Raw genomic sequence first — 13277 nt, 5'->3', positions numbered from 1 at the left:
GCGCATTAAAATTCGCCACTGAGAGAAATTTTTAGGCTCGCTTCACTGTGTTCTAACGCGAAGTAGCGATAATCTAACATACCAGTTCTATCTGGTTGATAAATATGGCGGTCATACAGATACTCTCCACCAAAAGCACCTTCAAGCTCTATGTTGAGCTGCATGTCATTGTCTAGGTCGAACTCGGCGTAAAAACCGTAAGTAGCGCGATCTTTTTGTCGGTAAACTTCTTCTGGGTAGAAACCAGTTTCAGTATCGGGTAAAGATGCCAACACACCCCACGCATACCACTCTCCGTCTTTTCTAAACTCTAATTCAGCACTGTGCGGCTCTAGCCAAGATATGGCGCGATCACCAGTTAACGGGTCATCGTAGTTGGCATCGCGATATTCATAAAATACATTGATGAGGCTATCTGTCATTAACCAGTTGGTTTGTATACTGATATCGAGATCTAAACCATAGTAGTAGGCGTGCCCAGCATTGCCTACTCCCCAGTCACCATTTTTAAAACGAATGAACTCATGAATATCACGCTGTTTTTGCCAAAAAGCGCGCGTATTTAGCGTCCAGTGATCGTCTGCTTCATAATTTAACTCGTAACTAAACTCGATACTTTGTTGAGGCTTTAACTCAGTGTTGCCCGATTGCTCACGGCCAAAATCATTATCTTGGCTATCTAGAAAGTCAGTAAAATCAAGCTGGTCGACTCTGCGCTGTAAAGTGAATGTTGATTGCAGGCCGTTTTGCGCTTGGTGGCTTAGCTTAATTAGAGGTTTAAGGTAGCGACTTTGTGTTTCATATTGGGTATTTGATTGGCTGCTAAGCTTGGCGTATTCACCCGTTAATTTGCTATATAGCTGCCATTGCGGGGTAAGCTCTATTTTGCTGGCAATAAAAGGTTCTGCACGGGTTTCAGTGACGCTGGTCACTGTGGTTTTACTCTCAGAGCTATCTGCTTCTAAAGTATCTGCCTCTAAACGGTTGTGACTTACTTCTAATCCCAACTCTGGTTGCCACCATAAAGCAGGCTGCTGAGTTGAAAGCTTTAATACTTGCTCAGTATTTGATTGGGTTTGCTGAAATTGAGTAAGTGTGAGTTCACTGTCGTTTTGCTCTGTGGTGAGGGCAACTTGGTCACTATCACGTAGGCGAAGTAACCCTGTCACTTGCCAGAGCCATGAAGATTCGCTCTCATTTGCTTGCTGCTGCCAATCAAAGCCGAGTTCATACTCATCGAGTTGCGATTTATCTTTTATGATTTCATTACCCGGCGCATCGTTATTGCCTTGCCAGTCACGCGTATAATCTTCTTGATAATGTTCTTTTAGAAACAGCGCATTTATTTGCAATACGCTGTCAGTCATCACTTTGCTTGATGTAATACCTGTGTTGATATTTTCAATGCTTTCTTGATACTGCTCTTGACCACTTAAATAGCTGATATTTTGATGATTAAACTCAGTGTAATCGGTTGTTGAGTAAGCAAGGTTTTTGTCTGTAGAAAGCTGTAATTGATGATCCCAATCCAGCCATTGTGTACTGACTTGCAATGAGGCGGCATTTACTTGATTAAAGTCTTTATGTGATTTAGCACCTACCTGCCAATTTGCCCTGTTTTGAGAATTATCTCTAATAATATTAATTATTTGTGTATATTGGCTGGCAGAAGAAAATGGGTGACCGGCCAAATAGACTTCCATTTCAGCAATCTGACTTATAGGTAAATCTGACAATATCGCTTCTAGACTTTGCGATTTATTGAGAACGGGCAAGCCGTTAATCAATACATTACCGCTGGCGTTACTTAGGCCTCGTTGATTATTCGAGTCAATAAACTGAAAGCCTGCAATTTGCTCAATAATATCGAATGCGGATTGCCCCTGCATGGCAAGAAGGTCGTCACTGGTATATAGCGCGACATTATCTTCAATGACAATCCGCGTATCGTCTTGAGCGAACACTGTAGAGTTAAAGCCTAATACACTGATAAAAACAGCAGAATTAAGCCAATTTTTGCTATGCATAGTGCGTCCTTGGTTGGTGATATAAATCGCTGCTATTAAAATTAATTTAGGCTGAGTTCTCAATTATAAAGTGTTATTTGGTAAGGGCTAGGGACGAATGGACGGGTTTCTTTCCAGTTATCCCATTGAGTTGGGATAACTGGACTTACTAGTTTAAATACAGATCAAGCGGCTTGTTTTAGGAAGGTCTTAACCGCTTTTTTATGGGCTTTACTCAAGGCAACGGCATTGTCGTTCGACATTACCACATAGCCACTCCCTGAGGGCTTAATCGTCACCTTTTTGATCAATTTAATATTCACTAAATGTGAGCGGTGGGTTCTGATAAAGGTGTTATCAGGCAAGTTGGCTTCAACTTCTTTCAATGTGGCACGTTTTAACCAAGTTTTTTGTACCGTGCAGATCTCTACGTAGTTACTGGCAGAGTTAAACTGAATGATCTCTGCATAAGGAATATCAATACATTGACCGTTATGTTCAACAGTAATACAGGCTTGTTGTTCGGCTTGAAATACATCAAGTTGAACAGACTTTGGCTTTATTAAGCGCTGCCAAAGATAAATGTTTACGAAAATCACCAAAGGGTGCAAGGGGGCAAAATATAAAAAAGTATAAGGAATTGGGTCGTTAAGGGCATAAAGGTCAAAAATGGCTTGTGCGCCCATGGCAATAATAAACGTACCTATACAAGCAATTAGAGAGAAGGTTGTGATATGTCTTTTCTGCTGTTCAATAAGACTGAGAGCTCTAAACAGCAAAGGTGTAATAATAAACCATAAGCCCCATTCTTGAATTGCCCAATACCAGACATTATTGAGCTGATCTTCTGGTGCGACTGATAAATCATAAAATGCATCTATTGTGGTAAGAAAGAGTATGACAACGCTCCAGCCAATACTGGATATTTGCCATTCTTTATGTATTTGCTTGTCCATCGTTGCCCCTAAATCAGAAACCACGCTTAGTTTACTAGGTGAGCAAAAATTGGCAATTTCTTGCGATAATTTTTAGCCCGTTCATCCAAACGCACATCTAAAATAAGCGCCTTGCTCCCGCTGGGTGTAAAAGAGGTCGCCGCCGCGTTCTTTAAAGTGTAAGCACATTATTTGTCGAGATAAACTCAAACCAATCCCAGAACCCTTGTTGTTTGGTTGTGAAGCCTTAAGCATAGACACGAACATCATCCAAACACGCATCTAAAACAGGCGCCTTGTTCGCGTTGGATGTAAATGAGGTCGCCACCATGGTTCAACATAATCTGCCTTGAAAGGCTTAACCCTATGCCTGAGCCTTTTTGCTTGGTGGTAAAGCCTCAGGTATAGACACGAACATCATCCAAACACGCACCTAAAACAAGCGCCTTGTTCGCGTTGGATGTAAATTAAATCTCCGCCATGGTTTAACATGATCTGCCTTGAAAGGCTTAACCCTATGCCCGAACCCTTTTGCTTGGTAGTAAAGAATGGTACAAACATCATGTCGACCACATGCTCTGCTACGCCCGGGCCGTTATCACTGACTTCAACATAATGCTGGCCTGCTTCATTACAGCCTGTTTTTAATTGCACGCTTGATGAGGTGCCGATGCCGTTTTGCTGCACCGCTTCAATGGCGTTCTTGGTTAAGTTAATAAGTACTTGCTCAACTTGTGCGCTATCTAACATAGTCAGTTGTGAATGAGATACGTCTAGTTGGAAGTCAATATTCGCAGTACTACAAGTTTGTTGATGCAGTTGGAATACGCCTTCAACTAATGGAGCAAGTTGCTCAGGGTTAAGTGTGGGCGCAGGTAAATTACTGACTTCTCTAAAGCGGCCGATAAAATCACCTAAATATTCGGTGCGTTTTGCCAGCGTTTTTAGCGCCATGGCTAAATCGTCTTTGTCTTCTTCATCATCAAAGGTGAGTGTTTCTGGTAAAAGGCTTTCACAACTTTGCGCAATAGAAGCGAGCGGCGTGATAGAGTTGGCAACTTCGTGAGTGAGCACCTTGGTAAGCCGCTTATAGGCTTGTTGCTCTTTGTTTTGTAAGGCATCACGAATCGAGTGCAAGGTAATAATTTTGCGGATCTTACCTTGAATATGAGCGACACTTACTTGTATAGACAAGGTGTCTTGCTGCTCACCATATTGCCAATTGGCAATGGTTTTGAGGCTGCGGTCACAACTTTCGACTAAAGGCGCGATATGCGCCAAATCATCACAGTGGCGAACTGCTTTACCGAGTAATTTGGCAACAGCAGGGTTTGATTCAATCACGTCGCCCGTGTCATCACACACCACGACAGCCAAATCAATATGGACTAATAAGGCCTGTAAAAAGTGTGCCTGTTGCTCGGCATTAAAGCGTGCACTCTGAATGTTTTCTTTGATTTCTTCAAGGTGGCTATGCATAGGGTGGTGTTTACTTAACCCCAGAGAACTATCACCATTTGCCAAAGACTTTAAAACAAAACTCATGTGTTTGTTTTGTTTATTAAATTGCGAAATTAACGAGAACAAAGTCGCACACGAAAATAAGCTTAAAAGCAGTAAAGTTGCTGAAAAGCCATCTTGTATATACAAGTTTGCATTGGTGGTGATCAGCACGCAAAGTAACAAGATAGTGGCAAAAAATACCGTTGTAGGGTGCTTCGTGAAGTAGCTCAAAATACTCAGCTCCGGTTATAAGTCGTATTTTTCCAGGCGGCGATACATGGCACCACGGGTTAATCCTAGCGCTTTGGCAGCCTGCGAGACATTACCCTGATAGTGCTTTAATGCCGCGCGTACGGTGCGGTGCTCAAGTTCCTCAAGATTAAAAGTGTCTGCATTAATCAATTGCTCGCACTCGCTTTGCGCACTTTCAGCTTGGCTTGGTTGTGCGGTGGTCGTTACTTGGCCAACCACACTACTGATATCCAGTAGCTCACCCTCACTTAAGATCACAGCACGTTCAATAGCATGGGCCAGCTCTCGCACGTTACCCGGCCAAGTGTAGGCACTCAAGGTTTGCATGTCGGTGTCACTGACACTTAAGGTGCGTTTGTATTTGTGGCAGAAGTGCTCAAGGTAATAATTCACTAATAACGGAATGTCTTCACTGCGCTCGCGTAGCGGTGGTAAGCGGATCTCAATGGTGTTGATGCGATAAAGTAAATCTTGTCTAAAGCGCCCTTCGTCGACGGCTTGTTGTAAATTATCGTTGGTGGCACAAATGAGGCGAATGTTCACATCTATGGCTTTATTGCCTCCAACGGGGGTGACTTGACGGTTTTGTAGCGCGGCTAATAAGGTGGTTTGCTGGCTCAGTGGCAAGTTGCCAAGCTCATCTAAAAATAGGCTGCCTTCGTTGGCGAGCTCAAAGCGGCCTACCTTGTCTGCTTTGGCATCGGTGAATGCGCCTTTCTTATGACCGAACAGTTCACTTTCAAATAGGTTGTCAGCAATTGCGCCCATATCTAAGCTAATTAGAGCATTTTCGCGACGTAAGCTGGCTTGGTGAATCGCGTGTGCAGCGAGTTCTTTACCTGTACCACTCTCGCCGGTGATTAAAATATTGGCATCGGTCAACGCCGCTTTTTCAATGGTGCTAAATACTTGCTGCATGGCAGCACTTTGACCTAGAAAATCGAAGTTTTTACCACCTGCACCTTGGTTTAGTGCTTGGTTTAACCCTTGTGTTTGGCGAGTCAGTTGCCCAACTTTCTGTTTGTCCTGAGCGTGTGCATAGGCGGCCGCGACGGCCCCTAATAGTTGGTCGTTTTGCCAAGGTTTGGCAACAAAATCAGCCGCGCCGGCTTTAATGGCATCAACGGCTAATTGAATATCGCCATACGCAGTCATCAGCAGCACTGCAATGCTGGGGTCTTGCTCAACGACTTTCTTTAACCAGTAAAACCCTTCTTTACCGCTTATGGCGTCTTGGCTGAAGTTCATATCGAGTAAGATCACATCAATAGGCTGCGTTTTTACGATTTCTTCAATATCAAATGGGTTATCTGTGGTGTGTACTTTTTGATAGTGCTTTTTTAGTAGCAGTTTAGCTGCGATTAAAATATCAGTATTGTCGTCGACAATTAAAATGTGTCCAGCTTGTTTGGCTGTTTGCGTCATGGTCCTTGCCTTTGCCTATTTTTGGCTTCTTTTTATTCTTTTTAGCCTACCTCATTTAGTGACAGTGCGTCTATTAATGTGTTCATAAATGGACACATTGTGGTTTTCGATGTGTTCTGTTTCCGGACACTATAATAATTATTAAAAACACAAACCTTTATAAGTTGCTGATTTTTATGGGTTTAAAAGTTGGCATAGTGTTTGATTTATCTCTGCCATATTCGGACTTAGTTGTCGAAACGAAGATCGACCAAATTCTCAACGATTTAGAGGTGTGCTATGGATAAGAAAATTGAACGTTCAGGATTACAAAAACATCTTAAGAAAGCGGTTGCTGCGGGTGTGCTGCTGAGCATTGCTGCTGCAGCATTCGCATTTACAGATTCGTCATCGGGTCGCAGTCAAAACTTATCACTAAGCAGTGTCACCATTAATGCTGTTGAGCAAGGCGCATTTGTCGATGCGTTAAGCCTTCGCGGTCAGGTTGTGCCAAAAACCACTATTTACTTAGACACGATTGCGGGTGGACAAGTTGAAGAACGTTTGGTTGAACAGGGTACTTATGTGACTAAAGGTCAGCCTTTGGTGCGTTTGAGTAACACCAGCTTACAGTTAGACGTGATGAGCCGCGAAGCGCAGGTGACTGAGCAGCTTAACTTCTTACGCAATACACAAATGAACATGGAAACCAGTCGTTTGAATCTGCGTCGTGATTTATTAGAAATCGATTTACAAATTACCCATTTAGAGCGTCGTTACAAGCAATCTAAGCCACTGGTTGAGCGCGGGGTATTAGCCCAAGATAGACTTTCTGAAATCTCAGAAGATCTAGCTTATTACAAAGCGAGAAAAGAGCTGACCTTAGAGCGTCAAAAGCAAGAAAATTCAATTCGTAAGGTGCAAGTCGAGCAGCTAGAAGATAGCGCCGAAATGCTACAGAAAAACTTACAGTTTGCCCGTGCAAACTTAGATAACTTATTAATAAAAGCGCCTGTGTCGGGTTACTTAAGTGAGCTTGATGTAGAAATGGGTGAATCAAAAAATCGCGGCGCGCGCCTAGGTCAAATTGATATTCCTAATGAATACAAATTAGTTGTGCGCTTAGATGAATTCTACTTAAACCAAGTTCAAAAGGGCATGGACGTCAACGTGTACTTAGATGGTGGCAGCGTGATGGCGACAGTGAGCAAAATAGACAGCCGCGTAACCCAGTCGCAGTTTCAGGTTGAAGTAGCACTACCAAGTGGCCAACAAGATATTAAACGTGGCCAAAGCATTGATGTTGAATTGATGTTAGGTGGCAACAAAGACAACGCATTATTACTAAAACGTGGCGCATTCTTTACTAGCTCAGGCGGTAACTGGGTGTACGTACTATCAAGCGATGGCACAACAGCAGAGCGTCGTACCATTCGTTTAGGCAAGAAAAATCAAAATTATTACGAAGTGCTTGATGGCTTAAATGTGGGTGAGCAAGTGATCACCTCAGGCTACAGCAACTTCGACAAAGCACAGACATTAAAATTTTAAGGACCAGACCCATGATCAAATTAACTAACTTAAATCGCGTATTCCGTACTCAAGACGTTGAAACAACCGCTTTAAACGACATTAATTTAACTGTAGAGCAAGGCGAGTTCGTTGCCATCATGGGCCCTTCAGGCTGTGGTAAGTCAACGCTGCTGTCTATTTTAGGTATGTTGGACTCACCGAGCTCAGGCAATTTTGATTTCGATGGCACCGACATCGCGGGTTATAGCGAAAAGCAGCTATCACAATTACGTAAAGCCTCGATTGGTTTTGTATTCCAAAGCTTTAACTTGATTGATGAACTTACGGTATTCGAAAACGTTGAGCTGCCACTGCAATATCAAAACATCTCAAAAAGTGAACGTAAACAGCGTGTTGAAGCCATTTTAAAGCGTGTTGCTATCGATCACCGTGCCGATCATTTGCCGCAGCAACTATCAGGCGGTCAGCAACAGCGTGTGGCAGTTGCCCGTGCTTTAGTGATCAACCCAAAGCTGGTTTTAGCCGATGAACCAACTGGTAACTTAGATTCTAGAAACGGTGAAGAAGTGATGGCTATGCTGCGTGAACTAAACCGCGAAGGCACAACGGTGATCATGGTAACCCACTCAGAAAAAGAAGGCGCGTATGCCGATCGTTTAGTACGTCTATTAGACGGTCAGATTATGTTAGACAAAGCCAATAACGTTCCTCATGGACTAGAAAACGAGGTTGCATAGTTATGATAGTTAATTACCTAATCACGGCACTTCGTGCCTTTAAGCAACAAAAACAGCATTTTTTATTGAATGTGATTGGCTTAAGTGTGGGTCTTGCTGCTGCAATTTTAGTGGCACTGTTTGCGAAAAATGAGCTGTCTTTTGATAAACAGCAACCTAATGCAGATCGTGTTTATCGTGTGGCTCAAGATTACTCAAAATTGGGTTTGGGCACTATTCCAATTTATAGCTATACACGAGGCACACAGGCATTAGATTTTAGCCAAGTAGAAGATGTATTTGCACTAAAAATGGTGGAGTTTACTCGTGAAGCTGAAGTAGATGTGAAGCACAATAATCAAGGGTTTAAGCTTAATAACCTCTATGCTGCCACCGCGAATATTGAAGACTTTATTGCCATGGATGTGCTTGCAGGAAACATCAAAGAAGCCATGAGTACACCTAACAGCTTAGCGTTGAGCGAATCTGAGGCGCTTCGCATTTTCGGTACTGTGAATGTCGTTGGTGAGACCTTAAACCATGCAAAAGGCAGTTATACAGTGAAAGCGGTTTTTGCCGACTTACCAGATAACACACATTTTGGTTTTCAAGCTTTAGTGTATGCAGAGCATATTTCTGAAAACCTATTTCAAACGTCTCATTATGTTTATTTAAAATTGACAGCTGGCACTGATATTCCAGCGTTAGAACAGCAATTGACTGAGCAGGCATTTACCGGTGATTTTAAAGGTAAGATGTTTGTTGAGCTACACCCTTTACTCGATTTACATTTGACCGCTAAATCTCCATTTGAGATGAAAACGGGTGGTACTAAGCAAGTTGTCACTATCTGTGTCGGCTTAAGCATTTTACTTGTATTAATTGCGAGTTTTAACTTTATCAATATGACCGTCGCGCAATCGACGAAGCGAGCAAAAGAAGTGGGCGTTCGTAAAGCACTTGGTGCGAGCAAAACCCAGTTAATCAGCCAGTTTTTGTCTGAATCTGTGTTAGTTGCAGTGTTGTCTATGGTGTTAGCTTGTGTGTTAGTTGAATTGGTAATGCCAAGCTTTAATAGTCTAGTCGATCGTGAATTAGTGCTTAACTATGTATCAAGCTTTGGTGCGGGTATCGCGATTGTCGCGATTGCGGTTGGCGTGTTGGCAGGCCTATACCCTGCGTTCTTCATCTCATCATTCAGTGCCAAACGCGTATTAAGTGGTGATTTACAGCGTGGTAGTACTGCAATTTGGGTTCGTAAAAGCTTACTTACCTTTCAAGCCTCTTTAGCCATAGGGTTGATCATTGGCTCTGCTACATTACTACAGCAATTATCGCATTTACAAAACTTGCCACTAGGCTACCAAACTGCACAGCGTCTGGTTATTTCTGAAGTGCCTGTTGGAGAGGTGTTTACTCAGCAGCCTAGTGCGGTCGTCAATAAGTTACTTGCGATTGAAGGAGTGCAACATTTGGGCGTTATCGACACGCAATTGACCCGCTCAATTAATAATACGCTTAGGCCAACATGGCCAAACGGCGAAGAGTCTGGCGGCATAACTCCAGTGGTTGGTACTAACTTTGAAGTTGTTAAAAGCTTAGGGCTAGAACTACTTGCTGGGCGTGACTTTAGTCGAGAATTTGCTGGTGATTGGGCGAACAGAGTGGATGGCATCACATATGTTGGCACGATTGTAACTGAAACGGTGGCAAAGCAAGCGGGCTTCACCAATGTTGCCGATATTTTAGGTAAATCAATCAAAGATATAGGTCGTAATGTTGATATGCGCGTGATTGGAGTCGTTGCTGATGTAAAAATCGGTAATGCACAAAATGCCAATACAGACATCATGTTCCTGCTTGGCTTCAATTACTTAAACCCTACCTCAGAGGTGGTGTTAACGGTAAATCCACAAAATGCATTGAGTATTAGACAGCAAGCTGCTGAAGTTTTAGCTCAACATGCCAATGTGTTCGAACCTAAAATCGAATTACTGTCTGACAGCTACAAAGCGGTATTAAGAGGCGATGAGCGTATCTCTCAAGTGGTGCTTATTTTTACTGGCCTTGCGGTGTTTTTAACTTGTTTAGGCACGTTTGGCTTGGCGTCATTCTCTGCGGCCCGTCGTCAAAAAGAAGTCGCAGTTCGCAAAGTGCTAGGCGCATCACGTATCAGTATTGTGAACATCTTAGCGAAAGAGTTCTTAGTGTTAGTCGGTGTGAGTATCGCCATTGCCTACCCAGTAACTTATTTACTGGTTGGCGACTGGTTAGCCAACTTTAACGACCGCATCGACCAAGCTGTTTGGGTATATGGTATTGCTGCTTTAGTGGTTGCAGGTATCACTTGGGTTACTGTGGCGAGCTTAGCATTCAAAGCCGCCAGTACGCGCCCTTCGTTAATTCTACGATATGAATAACCTTTAAGTTGAAATTGGTCATTGTAGAAGTGCAATGGCCAACCATGATGAGTTTTAAGAACCAAAGGAAAATAAGATGATAGGGCACTACTTACTGACTGCGGTAAGAGCAGCTAAACGACAGCGTTTTATATATGGTTTGAATGTTTTAAATCTTACGATTGGCTTTACAGCGATATTCTTGATTGCCTTGTATATGAATTATGAATTGAGCTATGACAAACAGTGGTCAGGTGGGGCTGAAATATACCGAGTTGAGGTGGAAAATAATCAGCAACAAACGGTTACTCCGTTCTTTAATGCTCAATTAGCAAGTGAACTTAATAAAATAACGCATGTAGACAATGTTTATAAGCTGGCACCAATGAAAGATTGGTTTTGGTTTGATGATCAACTCCAAATCGAAGAGCAAAAGTATAAATTAAACAATGTGGTTGCGGCTTCTCAAAATATAACAAAGATATTTCCAGTTAATGTTATTCAAGGAGATTTAAGTTCTGCTTTGAGCTCGCCAAATAGCATTGCCTTATCTCAAAAGCAGGCGCAACGTTTGTTTGGTCAGACTGATGTTATAGGGAAAAAATTAAACAGAGCAACTTCAACCCTAAGTGTTAAAGCTGTATTTGAAGATCTGCCTGAACAAACGCATTTATATTTCGATGCGATTGTTCCGCTTGATGCGCAATATTTAGGGTACGTAAAGTCTTATCATGAAGATGCGTACATATATTTAAAAGTTGATGATGTTCGCTCAGTCACGAGTATTGAGACAGCCATTTCAGCATTGATAAACGCACAAAGAGATAAGTCGTTGGCTCGTGTATCCGCTCGGTTGAAAGCACTGACGCGAATTCATCTCGAAGGAACAAGCCAAGGCGAATTAAAAGCGGGTGGTTCACTGCGTGCAATTTTAATTTGTGTTGCTGTCAGCATACTACTATTCGCAGTGGTAGGAATAAACTTCTTCAATATGGCACTGGCTTCACTGAATAAGCGAGGCAGAGAGATTGGTGTACGTAAAGCGATGGGCGTAACACGCATGCAATTGTTGATGCAGTTTGCAGTTGAGTTTGGCTTACTAGTAAGTATGACAATACTGATAAGCTTAGGTGTATGCGAGCAACTATTACCTTGGTTTAGCGAGTGGGTGGGTCGTTCAATTAATATCAAAGACGGTGGCCTCGTTCTTATTCCTCTATCAGTTAGCCTGATCTCGCTAGGCGCATTATTTGGTGCCATATCTGGTGTCAGAATATTGCAAAAGCCAACTTCTTTTCTACTGTCAGGCTCTTTAGAGTCAGGTGCTCATGCTGCGAAAGGAAAGTATTTACTTGTAGGGTTTCAGATAGCCTGCGCTATTTCATTGATTATCGCGGCATTGACTATTAATAAACAACTAAAGTTTATTAGTGCCTTGTCTTTTGGATATCAAACAGAGCAGCGCATTTATATTCCACAAATAGAGCGAACAGCTTTACAAAAAGACAGTGCTTTGATTAATCGGTTAAATACGCTGAGTAGCGTTGAAAAAGCAACCTTCGTTGATAATGATTTAACCAAAGAAGTGCCTATTAGAATGTCATTATCTTGGATGGATAAGGGCATAAACCAAAGTGATATTCGGTTTTCGGGTGTTGGCTACGATGGCGCTGAAGTTTTAGGGTTAAAGCTGCTCGCAGGGCGAGATTTTTCTTCGAAATATCAGAGTGACTGGTATCACAGCACGGCGAACAATACGTATCAGGCTAGTGTTCTTGTGACAATGAGCTTGGCGAAAAGAATGGGTTTTAATAAACCAAGTAGTGCGCTTGGCTTTACGTTCACAAACCAAGATGGAAGTCGGCATCATGTCTTTAAAATCGTGGGTGTTGTTGAAGATGTCAAAGTTGGCAGTTTAAGAGAGACACCAGAGCCGGTACTTTTTGTTTGTGGTTTATCTTGGATGGGTAAACTAGCTATCCAAATTAAGTTAGCTCAATCTGCTAATGCGGCTTCCGTCGACTCAATAGAGCAGATTATCGCTCAGCATTTTCAAATCGAAGCGATCCCGAGTCAAAGCTTATCTGAGAATTATTTACATACATATCAGCATGACGCTTTTACAGGACAAGTCATTTACTTATTTTCAGCGCTAGCAGTTGTGTTGTGCTGCTTAGGTGTTTTCTCTTTAGCTGCTTATGGTGTGAGAGCCAGACAAAAAGAGATTTCAGTACGAAAAGTACTAGGTGCAACCCGCTTTCAACTTGTGGCTTTAATAACCAATGTGTACTTAAAATTGACGTTATTAAGCGCTGTAGTTGCAATCCCGATCACATATTTTGTCGTGACGGATTGGTTAGCAGGGTTCAATGAGCGCATCACACAAACAGGTTGGTTATACACAGTGGCGGTTTTATCTGTTGCTTTAATTACCTGGGCAACGGTTGCGAGTTTAGCGTTCAAAGCCGCCAGTACGCGTCCTTCGTTAATTCTACGATATGAATAAATTGAGTTTCTAGCCAAAGCTAT

The 13277-nt window shown here is 42.5% G+C and carries 8 protein-coding genes; 4 read left to right on the top strand and 4 right to left on the bottom strand.

The annotated features are described in order from the left end of the window. Positions 1-5: 5 nt before the first annotated feature. The 4 genes from ACXAC4_RS16945 to ACXAC4_RS16930 form a co-directional block, all read right to left on the bottom strand. The gene (locus ACXAC4_RS16945; protein ID WP_475163667.1) at positions 6-2027 is read right to left on the bottom strand and encodes a TonB-dependent receptor; all 2022 of its coding nucleotides are present in this window, start codon (positions 2025-2027) and stop codon (positions 6-8) included. Between the two features lie 164 nt (positions 2028-2191). Next, a complete protein-coding gene (locus tag ACXAC4_RS16940; protein WP_475163665.1) occupies positions 2192-2962 on the bottom strand; it encodes a LytR/AlgR family response regulator transcription factor in 771 nt (256 codons plus the stop codon). 396 nt (positions 2963-3358) lie between these two features. Beyond that, the gene (locus ACXAC4_RS16935; RefSeq protein WP_475163664.1) at positions 3359-4675 is read right to left on the bottom strand and encodes a sensor histidine kinase; all 1317 of its coding nucleotides are present in this window, start codon (positions 4673-4675) and stop codon (positions 3359-3361) included. Positions 4676-4690: 15 nt separating this feature from the next. Next, on the bottom strand, positions 4691-6121 hold the full coding sequence (locus tag ACXAC4_RS16930) for a sigma-54-dependent transcriptional regulator (RefSeq protein ID WP_475163661.1): 1431 nt from the start codon (positions 6119-6121) through the stop codon (positions 4691-4693). 279 nt (positions 6122-6400) lie between these two features. Here ACXAC4_RS16930 and ACXAC4_RS16925 point away from each other — a divergent pair, with 279 nt between their 5' ends. The 4 genes from ACXAC4_RS16925 to ACXAC4_RS16910 all read left to right on the top strand — a co-directional run bounded on the left by ACXAC4_RS16925 (position 6401) and on the right by ACXAC4_RS16910 (position 13254). After that, positions 6401-7651 (top strand): efflux RND transporter periplasmic adaptor subunit, encoded by a 1251-nt coding sequence (locus tag ACXAC4_RS16925; RefSeq protein ID WP_475163660.1) that lies wholly within the window; start codon positions 6401-6403, stop codon positions 7649-7651. A gap of 11 nt (positions 7652-7662) precedes the next feature. Then, positions 7663-8370, top strand: coding sequence for an ABC transporter ATP-binding protein (locus ACXAC4_RS16920; protein WP_475163657.1), 708 nt, complete (start codon positions 7663-7665; stop codon positions 8368-8370). 2 nt (positions 8371-8372) lie between these two features. After that, positions 8373-10769 carry an ABC transporter permease gene (locus tag ACXAC4_RS16915; protein WP_475163655.1) on the top strand — a complete coding sequence of 799 codons (2397 nt, stop codon included), beginning with the start codon at positions 8373-8375 and terminating at the stop codon, positions 10767-10769. 76 nt (positions 10770-10845) lie between these two features. Beyond that, positions 10846-13254 carry an ABC transporter permease gene (locus ACXAC4_RS16910; RefSeq protein ID WP_475163653.1) on the top strand — a complete coding sequence of 803 codons (2409 nt, stop codon included), beginning with the start codon at positions 10846-10848 and terminating at the stop codon, positions 13252-13254. Positions 13255-13277 lie beyond the last annotated feature (23 nt).

The sequence above is a fragment of the Pseudoalteromonas sp. AWM4_233 genome (assembly GCF_056158285.1).
Note: the sequence above shows the minus strand (reverse complement) of the source record. Positions and strands in the feature narration are given on the sequence as shown.

Bases quoted from the DNA above. Each gene is read 5' to 3' on its own strand.
- ACXAC4_RS16945 (WP_475163667.1), bottom strand. From the start codon at position 2,027: ATGCATAGCAAAAATTGGCTTAATTCTGCTGTTTTTATCAGTGTATTA.
- ACXAC4_RS16940 (WP_475163665.1), bottom strand. From the start codon at position 2,962: ATGGACAAGCAAATACATAAAGAATGGCAAATATCCAGTATTGGCTGG.
- ACXAC4_RS16930 (WP_475163661.1), bottom strand. From the start codon at position 6,121: ATGACGCAAACAGCCAAACAAGCTGGACACATTTTAATTGTCGACGAC.
- ACXAC4_RS16925 (WP_475163660.1), top strand. From the start codon at position 6,401: ATGGATAAGAAAATTGAACGTTCAGGATTACAAAAACATCTTAAGAAA.
- ACXAC4_RS16920 (WP_475163657.1), top strand. From the start codon at position 7,663: ATGATCAAATTAACTAACTTAAATCGCGTATTCCGTACTCAAGACGTT.
- ACXAC4_RS16915 (WP_475163655.1), top strand. From the start codon at position 8,373: ATGATAGTTAATTACCTAATCACGGCACTTCGTGCCTTTAAGCAACAA.
- ACXAC4_RS16910 (WP_475163653.1), top strand. From the start codon at position 10,846: ATGATAGGGCACTACTTACTGACTGCGGTAAGAGCAGCTAAACGACAG.